Source organism: Brucella ciceri (assembly GCF_041930145.1).
GTDB lineage: Bacteria > Pseudomonadota > Alphaproteobacteria > Rhizobiales > Rhizobiaceae > Brucella > Brucella intermedia.
Window position 1 is genome coordinate 490,155 of the sequence record NZ_JBHEEV010000002.1, and the last position, 20,116, is coordinate 510,270.

Sequence of the window (20,116 nt, forward strand, 5' to 3'; positions counted from 1 at the left end):
TCAGGCGCCATCTTCATGGCGGGTCGTTCCCCCGGTACGCTTGAGATAGTGCGCATAGGCGAACCCGCCTGCGAGAAGTGCTGGCAGTCCGATCAAGACGATCCAAAACAAGAATCCACCCAATTTGCCCTCCTGCGCTCTCGGCTGGCGATGCCAGTCACGGCATCTGATTGCTAGGGAGGACAACTCATGAACGGCACCAATTGTTCCGGCACCCTTCGCGGGCCCGGTCACTTCGCTCACCAAGGGCGGTCGCCGTGGTGAAGCGCAACGGGTTGAACTCACAGGGGCCTTGGGGCTTCTGTTTCTGTTGCCAGCGTTTCAATCCTATTATCGATATCGGCGTCGTCGTATGAGAAGCCGCTTTCCGTGGATGAGCAACCATATGTCCGCCTGGAAGCCTGGAACTCTCGCAAAGCGCGCTCCTTTTCACCGAGAGCTTCCAAGGTCGCTCCGCGCAAAGCCCTTATCTGACGGCATAAATTATACCGGTCAGTGGCACCGTCGAGATAATACAGCGCCTGCTGCGGTAAACCCTTCTGCAGGCTATCATAGGCAAGATAGCTGTTGGCGAAACTTCTCAACTCACCGCCCCAATATCCTTCCTCAGCGATTGCCAGTGCGTAATGCGCCGCTGTTCTGGCTTCGTCCGAGTTTTTTTCAGCGCTGAGATTTGAAATCTGCGCTTGGAGCCCGTCACGAGTTGTAGCACTAAGGGCAGCAGGCGCATGAGGCACGCGGCACGACGGGATATCAAACATTCCCGCCCCTCTCCGTACCTCTGCTTCGCTTCGCGTGAAAATCACGAACTCTTCATTGTGCTGTCATTCGACAGGTCTCGGGTCCTTCAGCACTCGAAAACCAGCTTAGGTTGCTCCCCGAAATGCTGACCCGAACGTAGGGTCGGTTCTCCAAGACGCTTCATCCATTGATTCGTGGCAACTAGGGCGAACCGGGATTTTCCAGGACGTCATGTGTCAATATTCGAGCGCATATCCGATATCATTCCAAATTTCATTGAATGATGCCGCGGGAACTTTAGGGAGTTTTGAGGAAGAATGCTCATGCCGTCACGCAAGGGGTTTGCCGTAGCTACAGCAATGCTGTTGCTAGGCTGTTGCTAGGCGAAAAACGCGAACAACCGCGCAATCTATTCAGTCAAAATTTACAAGCAATTTCAAGGGGGTAAGTGGTGGGCGATGAGAGACTCGAACTCCCGACATCTTCGGTGTAAACGAAGCGCTCTACCAACTGAGCTAATCGCCCGACTGCTTCGCCAAGTGTCTGGCCAGTCGTTGTGAGAGCCGTTTAGGCAATTCGCGCGACGAGCGCAAGTGCAAAAATCAGCATCTGGCTTCTTTCTTGTATTTTTCTACAAGCACCTCCGTCCTCCCGCCAAGGGACCAGTCAGACGCAGGACAGCCACCCGAAAAACACCGCATCAAGCCAAGCGTCGGCTAAGTCGGCACCCGGTGTTGATGATTGCTGAACGAAGCAGGAAAACAAATTGTCGGGGGCGGCAAGCATTCAGCCGCCGCCCCGAATTTTATCCCGCCAGACGGTCAGGCGAACGCAGGATGGAAGCGCCGCCCGCCGCCTGCACTGCAAGGCTTCCATATTCGATACCGGCAGCGAGTGCACGATGAACATCGTGACCTTCGAGCCAGGAATCGATGAAACCGGCATTGAAGGCATCGCCGGCCCCGGTCGTATCGACAACCGGCACATCCTTTGCCGCCATATGAATATTGGAATCAGCAGTGCGCAGCCACGCGCCCTCGCCGCCCCCCTTGAGAGCGACGACCGGGAAATGGACCGCCAGCGCATCGAGCGCCTTTGCGGGGTCATCGTAGCCGGTGATGGCCTGCGCTTCCTCGCGGTTTGGCAGGAAGATATCGACGCCTTCACAGGCGGCAAGCAGGCTTGGATCATGGATCCGCGCATCGTCCCAACTTGGGTCGAGCGAGACGGACAGACCCGCCGCCTTTGCCTGCCGCACGAGGTCAGGGATTTCGTGCAGCGTTGCAAATTCAGCAATATGCAAATGCCCTGCATCCTTCCATTGCAAGGCAGCAGAAAGGGTTGTGGGAAGCGCCGAACCGGCGCGGCGCGACAGAAATGCGCGGTCATTGCCGATCACGCTTGCCACCGTCACCTGCGGCCCGGCATCGTCGGCCCGCTCCAGAAAGCGCAGATCGACACCGTCGATCTTCAGATCCGGCTCAAGCCCGCGTGACAGTCCGTCGAAGCCAAGCCGCGCAACCAGCGCAACCGCCCTTCCCGCATGGGCGAGATGCGCCGCGGAAATGAAAGCACCGCCTCCCGCCGCCATCTTCATGTTTTCTGCAAAGACCTCGCGTCCCGGCTGCGGCAGCGATTGCAGCCCGGTGAAGATGAGGTCGCAATAAATCCGTCCGATGCTGAGGACAGCCGGACGCCTGAACTGTTGCGGCATCATAGGCGGCCCAGGCTCTTCTCGGTCCTGGCATCGAAGAGATAAAGGCTTCCGGCTGGCGCAGACACGGAAAGCGTGCCGCCCGTTGCGGGAATGACCTTGCCCGGCGCCGTTGCAATGACCGAAACGCCGTTGACATCGAGATGCACGAGCGTTTCCGCACCAAGCGGCTCAACCGCCGTCACCGTACCGGTAAGCGACAGGCCATTGGCCGTTCCCTCCTCGACTTTGAGGTCGTGCGGGCGAACGCCGATCAGAATGTCGCCATCGGGTGCAAGTTCGACGCCCGCACCGCTTCGGCGGCCGGCAATCAGGTTCATCGACGGGCTGCCGATGAAGCGTGCCGTAAACACATCGGTCGGGTTTTCATAAAGCTCTGTCGGTGTGCCGGTCTGAAGAATACGGCCATCCCGCATGACGACGATGCGGTCGGCCATGGTCATGGCCTCGACCTGATCGTGGGTCACATAAACGGTCGTCGTCTTGAGGCGCTGATGCAAGCGCTTGATTTCAATGCGCATTTGGGCGCGAAGCTGGGCATCGAGATTCGACAGCGGCTCATCGAACAGGAAGGCCGACGGATTGCGCACCATGGCGCGGCCGATGGCGACGCGCTGGCGCTGGCCACCGGACAACGCTGCCGGGCGACGGTCGAGATAGGGTTCCAGCCCCAGCGCCTTGCCGGTTTCCTCAATGCGCTTGTCCTTCTCGGCTTTAGACAGCTTCGACGTGTAGAGCCCGAAACCGATGTTCTGGCGCACGGTCATATGCGGATAGATCGCATAGTTCTGGAACACCATGGCGATGTTGCGTTGTTTGGGGTCACGTTCATTGACGACTTCACCGCCGATCTTGAGATGACCGCCAGAAATATCCTCAAGCCCTGCAATCATGCGCAAGGTGGTGGACTTGCCACAGCCTGAAGGCCCGACAAAAACGACGAATTCGCCGTCCTTGATCTGGAGATCGATTGCCCGGACCGCCTCGACCTTGCCATAACGCTTGACCAGCTTTTCAAGTTCGATGGTTGCCATCAGCGTGCCTCCACAAGTGCACTGAATTTTTCATTGAGTTCGCGAGCAGCCTTGGCCTCTGCGGCTGCATGATCGTAAGCCACCGCCTTGAAGCGATCTGCTTCCGCCTTATGCCGCGCAAGCGCTGCATTCATCGCGGCCGGTGCCGGACCGCCGAGACGATCACGCACAGCCACGAAATGCTGCGGCGACACCAGTTCTTCAAACTTCTCACGCCCGAAGGATGGCTCGCGTCCGGCGGATTCGCGGAATGCTTCAAGGAAAGGTTCGAAACCATCCTTTTCCAGCCCGCCGCCCATCGACACGACAGAGCGAGCAACCTTGGCCGCGATTTCATGCGCCTGGCGGAAAGAGAGGTTTTCGATACGGACCAGTGAGTCCGCCAGTTCGGTGATCGTGATGCAGGAACGGCGGATGTTTTCCGCGACACGGGCCGGATCGATGCGGATCGCACCGATGAAAGCGGCCAGAAGTTCGAGCACGCGGCCTGCGGAAGCGAATGCCTCATAGCCCATCTGCTGCGTTTCGCCTTCACTGTCGTTCATGTCTGTGAAGGGCGTGTTGTGCATCACATCCAGAACAGTGCGGGCGCGGCCCATGGTCTGGCTTGCCAGATGGCGCATATGTTCCACCGGAACCGGATTGCGTTTCTGCGGCATGATCGATGAAATCTGCACGAAGGCATTCGGCACATAAATCTGGCCGACCTCGAAACTGGTCCAGAACTGGAAGTCCTGAATGAGACGCCCGAGATGGACGAACATCAGTTCCAGCGCCGAGTAGGTCGAGGTGATGTAATCCACCGCTGCGATGCAGCTATAGGAATTGGACAAGGGGGCGGCAAAGCCCAGCAGGCCAGCGACCTGTGCGCGATCGATCGGGAAGCCTGAGGTGGTGATGGCCGCCGCCCCCATGGGCGACATGTTGACGATGGCGCGCGCAGCTTCCATTCGTTCCATATCGCGAATGAGAACCTCGATTGCCGCCGAAAGATAATGGCCGAAAGTCGATGGCTGCGCAGGCTGGCCGTGCGTATAGGCGACGATCAGTGTCTGCTTTTCGCGTTCCGCGGCTTCAATCATTGCATCCAGCAGGTTGCGCGCCTGCGCCATCAACGTATCGATACGGGCTTTCAGGCCGAGCTTGAACAGCGTATGGTCGATATCGTTGCGCGAACGCGCCGTGTGAAGGCGGCCTGCAATATCGGCGCCGATCCGCGCTTTCAGCTCCTTCTCGATGAGGAAGAAAAAGTCCTCCACCTCACCGGTATAAGTCAGTTTCGCAGGATCGATTTCCCTGTCGATTGCTTCCAGCGCACCGGCAATGGCTGCAGCCTGTTCGCGGTCGAGAATGCCGGTTTCAACCAGCATGACGAGATGGGCGCGGTCGATGCGGCGAAAGCCATCGACATGGTGGGTCTTGGCGCCGTCAAAAAGCGGGCGAAGCACGGTTTTCTTGTAAACCGGATCGGGAAAGACGCTTTTATCGGACAGCCGTGGATCAAGATCGGACATGTTCAACCCTTGAGGCCAGCAAGCATGACACCGCGCACGATGTAACGCTGGAGAAGAAGAAAGACGACGAGCGTGGGAAGCGTGGCGATGGCTGCGCCGGTCATGATCATTTCCCATTGGATGGACTGCTCGACGGCGAAGCTCGAAAGCCCGACCGGCAGCGTGTAAAGCTCCGGACTGGTGGCAACGATCAGCGGCCAGAAGAATGCGGTCCAGTTGCCGAGGAAGGTGAAGATTGCGAGCGCCGAGAGCGCAGGCGTCACAAGCGGCATGGCCACTTTCCACCATATCTGGAATTCGTTGAGACCATCGACGCGGGCAGCTTCCAGAAAGTCGTTGGGAACGCCTTCAAAGAACTGCTTCATAAGGAAGGTGCCGAAGGCCGTCATCATGCCGGGGAACATGATGCCCCAGTAGCTGTCCAGCCAGCCGAGCTTGCTCGACATGAGATACCAGGGGATCACCAGCATTTCGGTGGGGATCATCAGCGTGGACAAAATGGCGAGGAAGATGAAATAGCGTCCGCGGAACTGGAATTTCGCCAGCGTATAGCCGACGAGACTGTCGAAGAACACGTTCGACAGCGTGACCACGACTGCAACGATCATCGAATTCAGGAACCAGCGGAGGAAGCGGCCATCGGCGAGAATGGTGACATAGTTCTGCAATGTCGGCTCTGCCGGTATCAGGCGCAGGTCGTAGACCTGCCCTGCCGTCTTGAGCGAGGTGGAGAACATGAAGGCCAGCGGCGTGATCATGATGAGGCCGCCGATAAGCAGCAATGTCCATGTCACGATGCGACCGGGCCGCAGGTTCTGGAACGGGAGCGGTTTGTTTTGAGCGGACGCTGTCATTTCTTTTCCCTCAGGATCCAGAGCTGCAACAGCGAGACGCAAAGCAGGATGGTGAAGAGAACGACGGTTTGCGCAGCCGCATAGCCCATCGCATAGGAGGAGAAGGCGGTCTGATAGATCATCAGCACCAGCGGCTTGGTGGAGCCGAGCGGCCCGCCTGGATCATTCGTGGTCATGTTGTAGACCTGATCGAAGATGCGCAGGAAGCCGATGGACGAGAAGACGACGAGGAATACCGTAGTGGGCTTCAAAAGCGGGATCGTGATCTTGCGCAGGATCGCCCATTCGCCGAGGCCGTCGATGCGTGCGGCTTCATAGAAAGTGTTAGGAACAGCGCGCAGGCCCGCCATGAAGATGATGATCTGGAAACCGAGGCCGGCCCAGATGGACGTCGCCATGATCGCATAGAGACCCTGATCGACCGAGCGCAGGAAACCCTGCTGCGGAAGGCCCAGTGCATTCAGGATATTATTGATGAAACCGATAGGCGCAGGCTGGTAGAACCAGCGCCAGACCCATGCCATGGCAGCCGCCGTTGTGAGATAAGGCAGGAAATAGAGAGCACGGATAAAGCCGTGCATGATGCGCACACGATCCAGAAAATAAGCGATCGTAAACGCCACCACGAGGCTGATCGGTGTGCCGACCAGAAGATAGGTGAAGGTGTTCCGGAACACTTTCCAGAATTCGGGATCGGCAAAAAGCTTCTGGTAATTGGCGAAGCCGATGAACTTTGGCGGGTTCATCAGATCCCAATCGGTAAGCGACAGCCAGAAAGCCTCTATCGTCGGGTAAAAGCGGATGACCGAATAGAACAGGATCGGGAGAGCCAGAAAGCTCCAGACCCAGATCAACCGTCTTGTGCGCATGGAAAGGCGATCCGTCAGGCGGTTGCCCGAAGGCTCCTTCGCCGTGCCGCCTGTTGCAGTCGTCCCGGCTACAGTCGTTGTCATGTTTCAAGATCCTTCGGTTGCGGCGAGGCCGTACCTCGCCGCAATTTCAAAGCCTGTTACTTGGCTGCGTCGAGCACTTCCTGCTCGGTCTTGGCGGCCTGTTCGAGAGATTCCTTGACCGGCTGCTTTTCCAGAATGACGCGGTTGGCCATGTCGACCGCAGTCTGGCGCTGCTTCAGTTCGTCCACGAACATGGTCGTGTGCGCATATTCCAGACCTTTCAGGAACGGACCGTAGATCGGATCGGCAAGGTTCGTTTCCGTCAGGGCCGCCGAACGGCGCGCAGGCAGTTCACCCACGTCCTTCAGCCAGATTTCCATGGCTTCCGGCGAGGAGATGTAATTCAGGAACTTCTTGGCAGCTTCGAGTTTCTCACCGCTTGCCTTGGCGCTGATGCCGTTGGCGAAGTAGCTGGCATAGTTGGAGCGCACGCCTTCCGCATTGGCCGGAAGCTCGGTCACACCCCATTCGAAGTCCTTGATGGTGCGGAACGAACCGAGACGGAAGGTGCCGTCGATGGTCATGGCTGCCATGCCGGCACGGAAAGCCGCCTGCCCTTCGTCCATGAACTTGACTTCGCCGACCTTATGTTCGGTCTGGAGACCGGTATAGAAGGCAAGCGCCTTTTCACCGGCAGCGTCATTATAGGCGACCTTACGGTCGTTGTCGGTGTAAGGCTGACCGCCGAACTGGCGCACCAGAACCTCACGCCACCAATGCTGGTCCTGTCCCGGCATGTCGAGCGTGATGCCTTCGGCCAGAAGATTGCCGGAAGCGTCGCGCTTCGTCGTCTTCTTGGCGGCTTCGACCATTTCATCCAGCGTCTTGGGCGGATTGTTCGGATCGAGACCAGCTTCGGTGAAGAGCTTCTTGTTGTAGAAAAGCGCCAGCGAACGCACGGCGGTCGGCAGACCGTAATATTCGTCGCCGCGCTTCATCGCCGAAACGATCGGGAAGAATTCGCTTTCGATCTTGTCATGCGGGAACGCATCCTGCGGCAGCGGCTGCAGAATGCCGCCAGCCACGAACTTGTCGAGCCAGCCATAGAAGAGCTGCATCACGTCCGGGCTCTTACCGGCCATCTTGGCTGCGATAACGCGCGTCTGATAATCGTCGTAAGGGAACGTGACCTGCTTGACCTTGATATCCGGATTGGCCTTTTCGAAATTCTCGATCAGCTTGTCCATCGCCTTGACGCGTGTCTCAAAGACATACTGCCAATATTCGATTTCGACAGCCTGTGCGGCATTGATTGCAACGGTGCTGAGCCCCGCAACCAGACCTGCCAATAACAGCTTGCGCATTTAAACCTCCCTATTGCCCCGCCCACCGGTACGAATGCGGTCCCAGGCACGGCCACGGAGATGCCTGGCATCATCCGCTTATTCCACCACATGCCGCGCAGGTCGTGCGCAGCGCCCATTTTCCTCACGCAGGGACCCACTTCCCCACATGAACAAGAGCAGTCTTCACCACCCTCTCTTACGGTTCAATGTTGCGAGCGTTTTGTCAATAAGATAATTTAGTTGAATTAATATATTGCTGTTAGAAACAGCCCGCGATATCTCTCTGACGGGAGACAGGAGGGACCATGACATCGAAATCGGACGGCGAACCGGTCACCGCATCTGCGACCGCTGCAAACGGGGCGCTTGCGGTTACCCTCGGCAAGAATCCCGAACGAATCCGCGATCATAACCGGCGCGTGGTGCTTGACGTCGTGCGCCGGCATGGGCCGCTTGGCCGTATGCACATCGCCCGCCTGACCCACCTCACCGCACAGGCCATCGCCAATATCGTCGACGAACTGGTTTCAGAGAACCTGTTGATGCAGCTCGGGCGGCTGAAAACAGGGCGCGGCCAGCCGCCGATCCAGTTCGCGGTCAATCCTGAAGGCGCGATGACCATCGGCGTCGAAATGGGATCGACGCATATGGTAACGACTGCCCTCGATCTTTCCGGCAAGCCAAGAACGCAGCATGTACGCCCGATCCATGATGTCAGCCCCGACAAGCTTTCCGCGCAGTTGCGAAAGGAAGTCGATGCAGTAAAGACTTCGTTTCCGGCGCGCCTCCTCGGCATAGGCGTGGTGATGCCGGGGCCTTTCGACATTGAAGGCATGAGTTCGGTTGGACCGACCACCCTGCCCGGCTGGTCCGGAATCGACGCGGCGGCGGTTTTGAGTGAAGCCTGCGGAGAATCCGTCCTGGTCGAAAACGATGCCAATGCCGCCGCCGTTGGCGAACGCCTGTTCGGTGCGGGGCATGCCATTTCCAACTTCGCCATGATCTATTTCGGGGCCGGTATCGGGCTCGGCATGATCCAGGAAGGTGCACCATTTCGCGGTGCTTTCGGCAATGCCGGCGAAATCGGCCATATCGTCATTACGCCCAATGGGCGTGGCTGCGCCTGCGGCCAGAAGGGCTGTCTTGAAACCTATGCCTCGCTTCATGCCCTGCGTGAAAAGCTTCATGCGTCGGGCATCGGGGAAACCGATTTCGACGCACTCCAGAAACTGCACGAAGCCCGCAATCCGGTTCTGATGGGCTGGGTGCAGGAGGCTGCCGACCATCTGGCGCCAATGATCGCCATGATCGAAAATATCCTCGATCCCGAGACGATCATATTGGGCGGCATGTTGCCCGATGCGATTATCGACGACCTGATCTGGCATATGGGCGGCCTGCCGATTTCGGTCGCGAGCCGCCGCGCCCGCGCATTGCCGCGCGTCATTCGCGGACAGACGGGACAGTTTACCGCTGCTCTGGGTGCCGCGTCCCTTCCGATGTTCGAGGCCATGACGCCGAAGCTCGATACCAATTCGGAAGTCTGATCATGCTGACCGCCCACCAGCGCATTGAGCGCCAGAAATCGTCCCCCGCCCTCGTCCGCCTGCATCGGGCGCTCGGCAGGCTCCGCTCCACCGTGACGCTGATGCATACGGGCGCGCATCCGGACGACGAGCAAAGCGGCCTCATGGCCTATTTGCGGTTCGGACTTGGTGTGCGGGTGGTGATCGCCTGTTCGACGCGGGGCGAAGGCGGACAGAACGCGCTCGGCCCTGAACGCGGCGGTGCGCTCGGCGTCATCCGCGGCCGCGAGATTGAGGAAGCGGCGCGCATTCTCGATTGCGACGTGCATTGGCTTGGCCACGGGCCTGACGATTGCGTCCACGATTTCGGCTTTTCCAAGGATGGTGACGGTACCTTTGCCCATTGGGGAGAGGAGCAGACCATCGAGCGGCTGGTTCGCGCCTATCGCGCCGAGCGCCCGGATATCGTGCTGCCTACCTTTCTCGATGTTCCCGGCCAGCACGGTCACCATCGCGCCATGACCCGGGCCGCCGAACGGGCTATACGGCTCGCCGCCGATCCCGATGCCTTTCCTGAACATTTTGCTGAGGGGCTGACGCCGTGGCAGGTAGCGAAATTCTATCTTCCTGCATGGTCAGGCGGTGGCGATACATATGATGACGAACTTCCGCCGCCGGACGCAACATTGACGCTTTATGCCAGTGGCCGGGAAGAGGCAACGGGCGCGGATTTTGACCGCATTGGGGAGTGGTCGCGTGCCTGCCACGCCACTCAAGGCATGGGTCAATGGCCGGAAAAGCCAAAGGTCGAATGGCCACTGCATCTGAGACTGCCGGATAGCCGTTCGGAAAAGACAATTCTTGAGGGACTACAGGAGACCCTCGCCGTTCTCGCCGATGGGCTGGCATTTGAAAATCGGAAGCAGCTTGTTCATGTTCATGAATCCGTCGAACAGGCCATTGCAGCGTTTCCGGATCGTGAAGCCATCATCAAAAACCTTGCCGATGCGGCGAAAAGTCTGAAAACAGTCCTGACCAGCGCACCTGACGGTTTTCTCCTGCTGCATGGCCACAGGCTGGAGCGCAAGCGGCAGGAAATAGATGCTGCCCTGATGGAAGCGGCTTCGCTATTCGAGCGTGCTTATCTGGAAAAACCGATATTGGCGTCGGGGGATGAGACAAGGCTCGTCATCGAGCATGGTCCCGGAGCGGCAGAAATCGCAATAATGGCTGAACCTGTCCTGCCTGAAACCTGTTCTATCGCCTGCAAGCAGCAAACCTCGGAACGAAAGATTTTCACCGTTTCGCTCATGGAAGACGCGCCACCTTCCCCGCTTTTCGAGCCTGCATGGCGGTCGCTGGGCGGTAACGGGCAAGCTTTTGTCCGGCTAAGGGCGCAGTTTGACGACCATCTGGCGGAGTGCGGCTTCGATCTCGAAGAGCCATTCGCTATTGTTCCCCCCGCTTCACTGAAGTTCGATCCGCCTGCCGTCATTGTATCCGGAGGGGAAGAACATTTGCGGGTCAGGCTTGCTGTCGACGGAAAGGCTGACCGGATTGCTTTCACATCGCAAAACGGCTGGAATATAAGCCTGAACGGTCAGAGCGCCGTGCTGCATGGGCCTTCCGCTCCGAAACCGGGCCTGACAAACCTCCAAGCTGCGATCAACGAAAACCCCGCCTGGCAGATGCAGTTTACCGACTATCCGCATATTGGCAGAACCGTGTGGCGCGAGCCTGCAGTGCTGCCGGTGCTGGTTCTTGATGTGAAACTGCCCAATGCACGCATTGGCTACATTGGCGGCGGTGCCGACAATGTCGACCTTTGGTTGAAACGCATGGGTTTCGACATGACCGACCTCGAAGCGCACCATCTTGCGGGCGATCTTTCACAATTCACCACAATCGTGGTCGGAATATTTGCCTTCGGCATACGCGACGACCTCGCAGCAGCGACAGCCAGGCTGCACCGCTTCGTAGAAGATGGCGGGCATCTCGTGACGCTCTATCATCGGCCATCCGATGGTTGGCATCCCGACCAAACGCCGCCGCGAAAACTGACGATTGGCTCCCCCTCGTTGCGCTGGCGCGTTACAAATCCCGATGCGGCGGTTACAGTTCTTAAGCCTGAACACCCACTGCTCGTCGGCCCCAATGTCATCACTGAAGCGGATTGGGATGGCTGGCACAAGGAGCGCGGGCTTTATTTCGCTTCCGCATGGGACGATGCTTATCAGCCGCTGCTTTCAATGCATGATGATGGAGAACAACCGCTTTATGGCTCACTTGTTTCGGCCCGAATTGGCAAAGGCCGTCATACGCATACGAGTCTTGTATTGCACCACCAGCTCGACCAACTTGTCCCCGGTGCTTTCCGTTTGATCGCAAATCTTATGCAACCTGCGGAATGACTGGCGTATGACGCCCCCATGAAATATTCATGACGCTCACGCCTTCAGCGAGGAATTATTTTTCTTTATTTTTCATTTCACTATTTAATTTTTCTTGAGTTTCCTTCGCCGAAAAATTTCGCTCTATCACAACGTGTATTTGACTCATGGAGATGAATTATCATGCGCAATCTGTTACGTGTTTCTTTGGCCGGTCTTTTCCTCGGCGCAAACCTTGCCACGGCTTTCGCTCAGGCAACGCCGGAGCAGATGGAAATGGCCTATAATGCCGCCCGCAATCAGCTTGGCGTTCTCCAGTACTGCCAGGAAAAGGGTTATACCGATGGCGGCGCCATCGAAATCCAGACGAAAATGATCGCGCTTATCCCAGCCCCAGCCGACACGTCCAAGGCCGAAGCTGCCGAAGCAACCGGCAAGCAGGGCAAGGTTTCCGCGATGGGTATGGAGCAGGATATTGCCACGAGCGCAAAAGCGCAGAACATCTCGGAGGAAAAGCTCTGCCAGACCATGGCCGATGCCGTTAAGCAGGCTGGCGCTCAGCTGCCGCAGTAAGCTGGACTACAACCACATCAGAATGGAGCCTCGCGCAAGCGGGGCTCTTTGCTATCTGCAACCCTGCATTCAGCAATTCTCCAATGTCCTTCATGGCGAAGTTTCGAATTTCATTTTGTATTCAGCACTTTATTAAGCATATGCAATACTCACCTTCCGTTTACCATGCAACTTAAGAGGGTGAACATAATTGCCGGATAGTTTGCTCGCAGGTCACAACGACCGCTAAACAAACAAAAATGATCTCAGGAGCAACACATGACCAAGTTAATCGCACGCTTTCGTAAAAATGAATCCGGCGCAACCGCCATTGAATACGCACTGATCGCTGGCCTCATCGCCGTCGTTATCATCGTCGGAGCGCAAACACTCGGAGGTGCAATTAACGATAAGTTCGATGATATCGCAACGAAGGTGGAGAATGCTGGTACCACCCCCAAGCCCTAAGCAAGCGCTATCTATTGGATAAAATACAACCGCCCTTCGGGGCGGTTTTGTTTGGTACAACCTTTTGCCGTTTCAGCCGCAACTTTTGAAACGCCTAAGCGCTTAATGAACATATGTAGAGCATAACTCACGGCCTATTGCGGCGGCTTGATCGCAGCTGACCAAGCTAACGCTCTGCAATCTTTATTGATTATGGGCTTCAGATGGAAACGCGCATAATCCCTCTAAATAGTGGTTCGCCGCGTGGTTATTGCGTTTCCAGCGCTGACCCCGGCCTTTCGGAGTAGCGAACATGTCATTGAAATCCATTTTACTGGCGCTTGGCATTGGCGCTGCCAGTCTGACGCTTAGCGGCTGCGTGTCCGAAGGCTATTACGGCGACGGTTACGATCCCTATTATTCGCGCGGCAGCTATATCGGCACCGGGGTCATTTATGACAGCGGCGGCTATTACCGCGATTATCGTCGTTACCCGCGTTACTATCGGGATTCTGGTTATCGCTATCGCGACGGTTATCGTTACCGCGACCGTGACAGGGATAGGAACCGTCCAAGCTACAACAGGCCGGACCGCCCTCGCCCGCCGCGGCCCGAACGTCCGTCATCCGGAGCCCCTGTCGTAGAGCGGCCCGGACCGAATACGGTTCCGGTTTTCCGACCGATCAGGCGCGAGTCGCATAACTGACAGCATGCCACCAACCAAAACACCCGCCGACATCCGGCGGGTGTTTTATTTGATATAGCGGCATTTGCGTCAGAGCCTGATCACATATTCCTTGCGGGTAGTCTCGATGACCTCCCAGCTGCCCTTGAAGCCCGGTCGGATGACAAAACTGTCCCCGGCCCCGACTTCCCGGCTCCCGCCGCCTTCCTCGCTGACGATGGAGCGGCCGGAAAGAATGTGGCAGAATTCCCATTCGTCATATTCGATACGCCATTTTCCCGGCGTACTCTCCCATATGCCTGCAAAAAGCGTTCCTTCGGCGTTCTCCTCCAAATTCCATGTGCGGAATTCGGGGCTACCTGAAAGAATGCGCTCCGGTGGGGGAGCGCCTTCTTCCGGCTCGATGCCGGAAAGGTTGAAATCGAGAAACCGGCTCATCGATCAGACCTTCGCCAGCGCCTGTTCCAAATCGGCGATGATATCATCAGCATCCTCGATGCCGATGGAAAGGCGCACCACATCCGGTCCCGCACCCGCAGCCACCTTCTGCTCGTCGGTCAGCTGACGGTGGGTTGTGGATGCCGGGTGGATGACCAGCGAGCGCGTATCACCAATATTGGCAAGCAGGGAGAAGAGGTCGAGGCTGTCGACGAATTTCACGCCAGCGTCGTATCCGCCCTTGAGGCCGAAAGTGAACACCGAGCCGGCCCCCTTCGGTGCGTATTTCTGCTGGAGCGCGTGGAATTTATCATGCGGCAATCCGGCATAATTGACCCATGATACCTTGTCGTGACCGTGCAGCCAGGAAGCAACCTTCAACGCGTTGTCGCTGTGGCGCTGAATGCGCAGCGGCAGCGTTTCCACGCCCGTCAGGATCTGGAACGCATTGAACGGTGAAATGGCAGGCCCGAAATCCCGCAAGCCCAGAACACGGGCAGCGATAGCAAAGGAAATATTTCCGAAAGTCTTGTGCAGTTCCAGGCCGGCATAGTCTGGGCGCGGTTCTGTGAGCAGCGGGTAATTGCCGGACTTCGCCCAGTCGAATGTTCCGCCATCGACCAGAATGCCGCCCATCGAATTGCCGTGACCGCCGATAAACTTGGTCAGCGAATGGACCACAATATCCGCGCCATGCTCGATCGGGCGCACCAGATAGGGCGATGCGAGCGTGTTGTCCACGATCAGCGGCAGGCCGTGCTTGTGAGCGATTTCGGCAATCGCCTCGATATCCACGACAATACCGCCCGGATTGGCGAAGCTTTCGATGAAGATGGCGCGGGTCCGATCGTCAATCTGCTTGGCGAAATCGGTAGGATTGGTAGCATCGGCCCAGCGCACATGCCAGTCGAAAGACTTGAACGACTGGCCGAACTGGTTGATCGAGCCGCCATAGAGCTGCCGTGCTGCGATGAAATTGTCGCCCGGCCGCAGAAGCGTGTGGAACACGAGCAGCTGTGCCGCATGGCCCGATGCGGTCGCGACCGCCGCCGTACCGCCTTCAAGCGCGGCAATGCGTTCTTCCAGAACCGCCGTGGTCGGGTTGGTGATGCGCGTATAGATATTGCCGAAAGCCTGAAGGCCGAACAGGGATGCCGCGTGGTCGGCGTCCTCGAACACGAAAGATGTGGTCTGGTAGATCGGCGTTGCACGCGCCCCCGTCGTTGGATCGGGCTTTGCGCCTGCGTGGACAGCCAGCGTTTCAATTCCGGGCGAACGTTTCGACATGATTTCCTCCAGCGTCTAAGCCCCAATGATGACAGGACGTTAGGCGTTGCCGCCAGGAAAGCAAAGGCGGATTTTCCGCGAAATGGCGGAATCGCAGAATTTAAATCCAAAACTTTCTATTCAGCGATCAGGCGGGGGTATTCGATGGCTGGACAACGGTCCATGACCACGGTCAGACCTGCTTCGCGGGCGCGGTTTCCCGCTTCTTCGTGCACCACACCAAGCTGCGTCCACAGGATTTTCGGCCTCGGCTGCATGGCCAGCACCTCATCGACGATTCCCGGCAGCGAATAGGGTTCGCGGAAGACATCGATCATGTCCACCGGCTCATCGATATCCGCCAGCCGGGCCACCACGCGCTGGCCGTGAATATCCTTGCCCGCCTGCCCCGGATTGACCGGAATCACGCGGTAACCCTTGGAAAGCAGGAACTCCATGACGCCATTGCTCGGGCGCTCCGGCTTCGGCGAAGCGCCGAGAAGCGCTATGGTTCTGACGGAAAGGAGAATTTCGCGAATCTGGTCGTCGGAAGGATTTTGCATCTCTGTTCCCTTCGAATGGCTGGAGCCGGTGCTTGCATAGAGGCACATGCACCCCTTATTGAGTATTTAAGTTGGGAGGAACGCATGAATATCAATACCACGCATCGCACAGGCGTCGGCCCCGTGATGACAATCGGGGATCTGCAAGCTTTCATGAAACGCGAGTTCCCACAGCTTGGCGACACATTCGAGATCACGGCAATCGACGATGGTTCTGCAACGATGCGCCTTCATGCCGACGAGCAGCATCTGCGACCGGGCGGCACCGTGTCCGGCCCTTCGCTTTTTGCCCTAGCCGACGTAACCGCCTATGCCGCCATACTCGCCCATATTGGTCCGGTTGCCCTGGCGGTGACGACCAGCCTGAACATCAATTTCCTGCGCAAGCCATCTCCCGGAGCGATCGATGCCGTGGCGCATCTCCTGAAACTCGGGAAGCGTCTCGCTGTGCTCGAAATCAGCCTGACCGACGCTGCAAACGGCGAACTCGTTGCCCACGCGACGGCCACTTATTCGATCCCGCCGCGCTGAAAATGATGGAAAATTATATGGTATTATAATACCAAATCTATAACTTATTGATTTTGTTTAATTTTTAAACGGGCGCTCGGATTAAAGGGCTTGACGGAAGCGTCAACATTGTATATCGACCCGCCGGAAGCGAGCAGAAGTGATCTTTTGCCCGCTCGTTCGGGTTGGATCAGTCCAACACAAGCAACAAAAAAAGCCCGGTTCGCAAGGACAGGGATCAAGTCAAGGAAGACTTCAATGGCAACTTTCTCTCAGAAGCCGGCTGAAGTGGTGAAGAAGTGGGTGCTGATCGACGCCGAAGGTCTCGTCGTCGGCCGTCTCGCATCGCTCGTCGCCAATCGCCTGCGTGGCAAGCACAAAGCAACCTTCACCCCGCATGTTGACGATGGCGACAATGTCATCATCATCAATGCCGACAAGGTTGTTCTGACCGGCAACAAGTATGCCGACAAGAAATATTACTGGCACACCGGCCATCCGGGCGGCATCAAGGAGCGCACTGCTCGCCAGATCCTCGAAGGCCGTTTCCCGGAACGCGTTCTTGAGAAGGCAATCGAGCGCATGATCCCGCGTGGTCCACTCGGCCGTCGCCAGATGAAGAACCTGCGCGTTTATGCAGGCCCGAACCATCAGCATGAAGCTCAGCAGCCGGAAGTCCTCGACGTCGCAGCGCTGAACCGCAAGAACAAAGGGAATGCATAATCATGGCTGAGCAGCTCAACTCGCTCGAAGAACTCGGCACCGTTGCCAAGACCGAAGCTGCCGCTCCGGTTCATGTCCAGAAGCTGGACGCACAGGGCCGCGCCTATGCCACCGGCAAGCGCAAGGACGCCGTTGCACGCGTATGGGTCAAGCCGGGCACTGGCAAGATCACCGTCAACGACAAGGAATTCGAAAAGTATTTCGCACGTCCGGTTCTGCAGATGATCCTGCAGCAGCCGATCGTCGCTTCGAATCGCGCTGGTCAGTTCGACATCGTTGCCACCGTTGCCGGTGGCGGTCTCTCCGGTCAGGCCGGCGCCGTTCGTCACGGCATCTCCAAGGCCCTCACCTACTACGAGCCGGGCCTGCGCACGGTTCTCAAGAAGGGTGGCTTCCTGACCCGCGACAGCCGCGTTGTCGAACGTAAGAAGTACGGTAAGGCCAAGGCTCGCCGTTCGTTCCAGTTCTCCAAGCGCTAATAATCTTTTCGCTTCGGATTTACAGAAAAGCGGGCCTTCGGGTCCGCTTTTTTGTTTTCGTTCCACACCGCATTTCAGCCTGCCCAACTGCGGATGGACTTGCGTTTGATCTCAAGCTGCCTTTGCGGAGACTGTTTGTAATAGTCCTGCGCCATGCCTGAAACCCAGTCGCCGTAGCTCGGATTGGGCAGCATGAAAAACTTCGTGCCGAATGCTTCCCGGTTGGCTTCGACGAATGCGCGTCGCTGCTGGTTGTTCTTGTGATAGGTTGCAGCTCCGAAGTCGTTGAGATTGTCCCCCATATAGATGACGACATCATATCCCTCAGCCTTGATACTATCGAAACGCTCCTGCTTGTTGGACTGACCGCTGTTCAGCAGAAGCGTTTTTGCGGACACGCCCGGAAAGCCAAGCCTTTCAATGTTGGCTGCGGTAGACTGAAACGACCGGGCATCGCGGTTCGTGACGTAGAACATCGTGCCGCCGTTCGCGTTCACATGCCTTGCAAACTCCACAGCGCCCGCAATTGGACGTGCCTGCCCGGCGGCCATCCAGCGCGCCCATGCCTCCTCCGTAAAGGGTACGCCCTGCCTGACGCGCCATCCGGCATAGGCGGTATTGTCGATCATCGTCTCGTCGAGATCGACGATTACGGCCTTCTTTCTTCCCTTTGCCGGTTTTGCTGCGTCGAAGGCCCGACGCGCGCCATTGAATGCCTGATAAGCCAGCGCGTCATATTCGCCTGACAGTTGCATCCAGTTGATTGCGCTTACATTCTGCTGCTCCAATTGATAGCTGGCGGAGCGTTGGTTCGTTGCACAGCCCGCAAGTGAAGCGGAACAAACAAGAATGGCCGAGATCGCAAGAAGCGTTTTTCGCATGATGTCCCTCCATAAATGAGAGCCATTAGCGCTTAACGGTTCCCGCACCTCAATTGCTGTTATTTGCCCTCAAGATGTTAGGTAGCAGTGCGCCTTCGCCACAGTTGCAAGCCGGTTCGATAGCAGTCATGACTATTCCAAGAACCTCTGACCCTACTCACTAGCGGATAAACCCCATGTCCCTGCCTGTAGCATCAAACCGTTTCGCGGCCACGCCGGAGCCGCCCTACCTGATTGTCACCTTTGCTTCGCAGCGTGTCAGCGGCGAGGACGATGGCTATGGCGACATGGCAGTTCAGATGGGTGAACTTGCGGCGAAACAGCCCGGCTATCTCGGTATTGAAAGCGCGCGCGACGCGGAAGGCTTTGGTATCACCAATTCTTTCTGGGCCGACGAAGAAAGCATCCGCGCGTGGAAGCGCGACGTGGACCATCTGGTTGCGCAGAGACTCGGGCGCCAGAAATGGTATGAAGCCTATCGCGTGCGTATCGGACGCGTGGAGCGCGCCTATGGATTTGATGCCAAGAGCGAATGAAAACGCTATAGAAGCCAGACCATCATCCCGGACGACAGACATGCCTGCAAAGACCATCGACCACGCGATCACTGCCCGCAGCCTGACCAGCGCAGCCACGGACCCGACCCATGCGGGCGTGCTATCGTTCATGCGGCGGATATACACGAAGTCGCTCAAGGGAGCCGAAGCGGTTGTCTGGGGCATTCCCTTCGATGCCGCCGTTTCCAACCGGCCCGGCGCACGCTTCGGTCCACAGGCGATCCGCCGGGCCTCGGCCATCTTCGACAATGACCCGCAATATCCGTTCGAGCGTGACCTCTTCGAGAATCTCGCTGTCATCGACTATGGCGACTGCCTGCTGGATTACGGCAATCACTACAAGACCCCCGCCACTATCGAGCGCGAAGCGGCAAAAATTCTGAAATCCGATGCGTTCCTGCTGACACTTGGCGGCGATCATTTCATCACATGGCCACTTCTCAAGGCCCATGCAGCAAAATATGGCCCGCTGGCGCTGGTGCAGTTCGATGCCCATCAGGACACATGGTTCGACGATGGCAAGCGGATCGACCACGGTTCATTCGTGGCCCGTGCGGTGCGCGATGGCATCATCGATCCCGACCACTCGATTCAGATCGGCATCCGCACCCACGCGCCGGAAGATTGTGGCATCAAGATCATCTATGGCCACGAGGTGGAGGACATGTCGGCGGCGGCGATCGCCGATGAAATCCTGAAGCGCACCAATGGCACCAAGGCCTATCTCACCTTCGACATCGACTGCCTTGATCCGGCCTTCGCGCCGGGAACCGGTACGCCGGTCGCTGGTGGCCCGTCATCGGCAAAGATTTTGTCCGTCCTGCGCAAGCTCGCAGCTCTTGACTTCGTGGGCGCTGATGTGGTCGAGGTTGCACCAGCCTATGATCATGCCGATATAACAGCCATCGCGGGAGCGACGATTGCAATGTACTATCTGGGCCTTCTGGCCGAACGGAAAGAACGACGATGAGGCGCTTGTTCACAAAGTGATTCAAACAGCTCA

The 20,116-nt window shown here is 57.5% G+C and carries 22 protein-coding genes and 1 tRNA gene; 10 read left to right on the top strand and 13 right to left on the bottom strand.

Annotated elements, in window-relative coordinates; genetic code table 11:
* From JNC63_RS05530 to JNC63_RS05570, 9 genes are all read right to left on the bottom strand, one after another.
* Nucleotides 1–123 carry a hypothetical protein gene (locus tag JNC63_RS05530; protein ID WP_021584956.1) on the bottom strand — a complete coding sequence of 41 codons (123 nt, stop codon included), beginning with the start codon at nucleotides 121–123 and terminating at the stop codon, nucleotides 1–3.
* A gap of 158 nt (nucleotides 124–281) precedes the next feature.
* Nucleotides 282–761, bottom strand: a complete 480-nt coding sequence (locus JNC63_RS05535) for a hypothetical protein (protein ID WP_022567420.1) — start codon at nucleotides 759–761, stop codon at nucleotides 282–284.
* Nucleotides 762–1,190: 429 nt separating this feature from the next.
* Nucleotides 1,191–1,266 (bottom strand) — tRNA-Val (locus JNC63_RS05540).
* 280 nt (nucleotides 1,267–1,546) lie between these two features.
* Nucleotides 1,547–2,458, bottom strand: coding sequence for a carbohydrate kinase family protein (locus tag JNC63_RS05545; RefSeq protein WP_006466535.1), 912 nt, complete (start codon nucleotides 2,456–2,458; stop codon nucleotides 1,547–1,549).
* Nucleotides 2,455–3,489, bottom strand: coding sequence for an ABC transporter ATP-binding protein (locus JNC63_RS05550; protein ID WP_006466534.1), 1,035 nt, complete (start codon nucleotides 3,487–3,489; stop codon nucleotides 2,455–2,457). Before JNC63_RS05550 ends, JNC63_RS05545 begins: the two co-directional genes overlap by 4 nt.
* Nucleotides 3,489–5,003: an argininosuccinate lyase gene (gene argH / locus JNC63_RS05555; protein WP_006472821.1), complete on the bottom strand. Its 1,515-nt coding sequence runs from the start codon at nucleotides 5,001–5,003 to the stop codon at nucleotides 3,489–3,491. Before argH ends, JNC63_RS05550 begins: the two co-directional genes overlap by 1 nt.
* Before the next feature lie 2 nt (nucleotides 5,004–5,005).
* The gene (locus JNC63_RS05560) at nucleotides 5,006–5,857 is read right to left on the bottom strand and encodes a carbohydrate ABC transporter permease (RefSeq protein WP_006472820.1); all 852 of its coding nucleotides are present in this window, start codon (nucleotides 5,855–5,857) and stop codon (nucleotides 5,006–5,008) included.
* Nucleotides 5,854–6,726 carry a carbohydrate ABC transporter permease gene (locus JNC63_RS05565; RefSeq protein WP_036565766.1) on the bottom strand — a complete coding sequence of 291 codons (873 nt, stop codon included), beginning with the start codon at nucleotides 6,724–6,726 and terminating at the stop codon, nucleotides 5,854–5,856. Before JNC63_RS05565 ends, JNC63_RS05560 begins: the two co-directional genes overlap by 4 nt.
* 140 nt (nucleotides 6,727–6,866) lie before the next feature.
* Nucleotides 6,867–8,114, bottom strand: coding sequence for a sugar ABC transporter substrate-binding protein (locus JNC63_RS05570; RefSeq protein WP_006466530.1), 1,248 nt, complete (start codon nucleotides 8,112–8,114; stop codon nucleotides 6,867–6,869).
* 287 nt (nucleotides 8,115–8,401) lie between these two features.
* Between JNC63_RS05570 and JNC63_RS05575 the strand changes: the two genes are divergently transcribed.
* From JNC63_RS05575 to JNC63_RS05595, 5 genes are all read left to right on the top strand, one after another.
* Nucleotides 8,402–9,643 carry an ROK family protein gene (locus JNC63_RS05575; RefSeq protein ID WP_006466529.1) on the top strand — a complete coding sequence of 414 codons (1,242 nt, stop codon included), beginning with the start codon at nucleotides 8,402–8,404 and terminating at the stop codon, nucleotides 9,641–9,643.
* Between the two features lie 2 nt (nucleotides 9,644–9,645).
* The gene (locus JNC63_RS05580) at nucleotides 9,646–12,033 is read left to right on the top strand and encodes a PIG-L family deacetylase (protein ID WP_006466528.1); all 2,388 of its coding nucleotides are present in this window, start codon (nucleotides 9,646–9,648) and stop codon (nucleotides 12,031–12,033) included.
* 162 nt (nucleotides 12,034–12,195) lie between these two features.
* Nucleotides 12,196–12,585, top strand: coding sequence for a pore-forming ESAT-6 family protein (locus JNC63_RS05585; protein WP_006466527.1), 390 nt, complete (start codon nucleotides 12,196–12,198; stop codon nucleotides 12,583–12,585).
* Between the two features lie 258 nt (nucleotides 12,586–12,843).
* Entirely contained in the window at nucleotides 12,844–13,032 is a 189-nt protein-coding gene (locus JNC63_RS05590) for a Flp family type IVb pilin (RefSeq protein ID WP_006466526.1), read from the top strand.
* Nucleotides 13,033–13,324: 292 nt separating this feature from the next.
* Nucleotides 13,325–13,717, top strand: a complete 393-nt coding sequence (locus tag JNC63_RS05595) for a hypothetical protein (protein ID WP_006466525.1) — start codon at nucleotides 13,325–13,327, stop codon at nucleotides 13,715–13,717.
* A 69-nt stretch (nucleotides 13,718–13,786) separates the two neighbouring features.
* Here JNC63_RS05595 and JNC63_RS05600 read toward each other — a convergent pair whose 3' ends face one another.
* From JNC63_RS05600 to JNC63_RS05610, 3 genes are all read right to left on the bottom strand, one after another.
* Nucleotides 13,787–14,134 carry a cupin domain-containing protein gene (locus JNC63_RS05600; RefSeq protein WP_006466524.1) on the bottom strand — a complete coding sequence of 116 codons (348 nt, stop codon included), beginning with the start codon at nucleotides 14,132–14,134 and terminating at the stop codon, nucleotides 13,787–13,789.
* A 3-nt stretch (nucleotides 14,135–14,137) separates the two neighbouring features.
* A complete protein-coding gene (locus JNC63_RS05605; RefSeq protein WP_006466523.1) occupies nucleotides 14,138–15,421 on the bottom strand; it encodes an O-acetylhomoserine aminocarboxypropyltransferase in 1,284 nt (427 codons plus the stop codon).
* 116 nt (nucleotides 15,422–15,537) lie between these two features.
* Nucleotides 15,538–15,963 carry a CoA-binding protein gene (locus JNC63_RS05610; RefSeq protein WP_025091390.1) on the bottom strand — a complete coding sequence of 142 codons (426 nt, stop codon included), beginning with the start codon at nucleotides 15,961–15,963 and terminating at the stop codon, nucleotides 15,538–15,540.
* A gap of 84 nt (nucleotides 15,964–16,047) precedes the next feature.
* Between JNC63_RS05610 and JNC63_RS05615 the strand changes: the two genes are divergently transcribed.
* The 3 genes from JNC63_RS05615 (at nucleotide 16,048) to rpsI (ending at nucleotide 17,675) form a co-directional block, all read left to right on the top strand.
* On the top strand, nucleotides 16,048–16,494 hold the full coding sequence (locus tag JNC63_RS05615) for a PaaI family thioesterase (protein ID WP_025091389.1): 447 nt from the start codon (nucleotides 16,048–16,050) through the stop codon (nucleotides 16,492–16,494).
* 237 nt (nucleotides 16,495–16,731) lie between these two features.
* Nucleotides 16,732–17,196, top strand: a complete 465-nt coding sequence (gene rplM / locus JNC63_RS05620) for a 50S ribosomal protein L13 (RefSeq protein WP_006472812.1) — start codon at nucleotides 16,732–16,734, stop codon at nucleotides 17,194–17,196.
* Nucleotides 17,197–17,198: 2 nt separating this feature from the next.
* Nucleotides 17,199–17,675, top strand: a complete 477-nt coding sequence (rpsI, locus tag JNC63_RS05625) for a 30S ribosomal protein S9 (RefSeq protein WP_006466519.1) — start codon at nucleotides 17,199–17,201, stop codon at nucleotides 17,673–17,675.
* 74 nt (nucleotides 17,676–17,749) lie between these two features.
* Here rpsI and JNC63_RS05630 read toward each other — a convergent pair whose 3' ends face one another.
* A complete protein-coding gene (locus JNC63_RS05630) occupies nucleotides 17,750–18,556 on the bottom strand; it encodes a 5'-nucleotidase, lipoprotein e(P4) family (protein ID WP_025091388.1) in 807 nt (268 codons plus the stop codon).
* Nucleotides 18,557–18,732: 176 nt separating this feature from the next.
* Here JNC63_RS05630 and JNC63_RS05635 point away from each other — a divergent pair, with 176 nt between their 5' ends.
* Together JNC63_RS05635 and speB are read left to right on the top strand one after the other, a co-directional pair.
* Nucleotides 18,733–19,092 carry an antibiotic biosynthesis monooxygenase family protein gene (locus JNC63_RS05635; protein WP_006466517.1) on the top strand — a complete coding sequence of 120 codons (360 nt, stop codon included), beginning with the start codon at nucleotides 18,733–18,735 and terminating at the stop codon, nucleotides 19,090–19,092.
* 40 nt (nucleotides 19,093–19,132) lie between these two features.
* Nucleotides 19,133–20,083: an agmatinase gene (gene speB / locus JNC63_RS05640; RefSeq protein ID WP_006466516.1), complete on the top strand. Its 951-nt coding sequence runs from the start codon at nucleotides 19,133–19,135 to the stop codon at nucleotides 20,081–20,083.
* Nucleotides 20,084–20,116 lie beyond the last annotated feature (33 nt).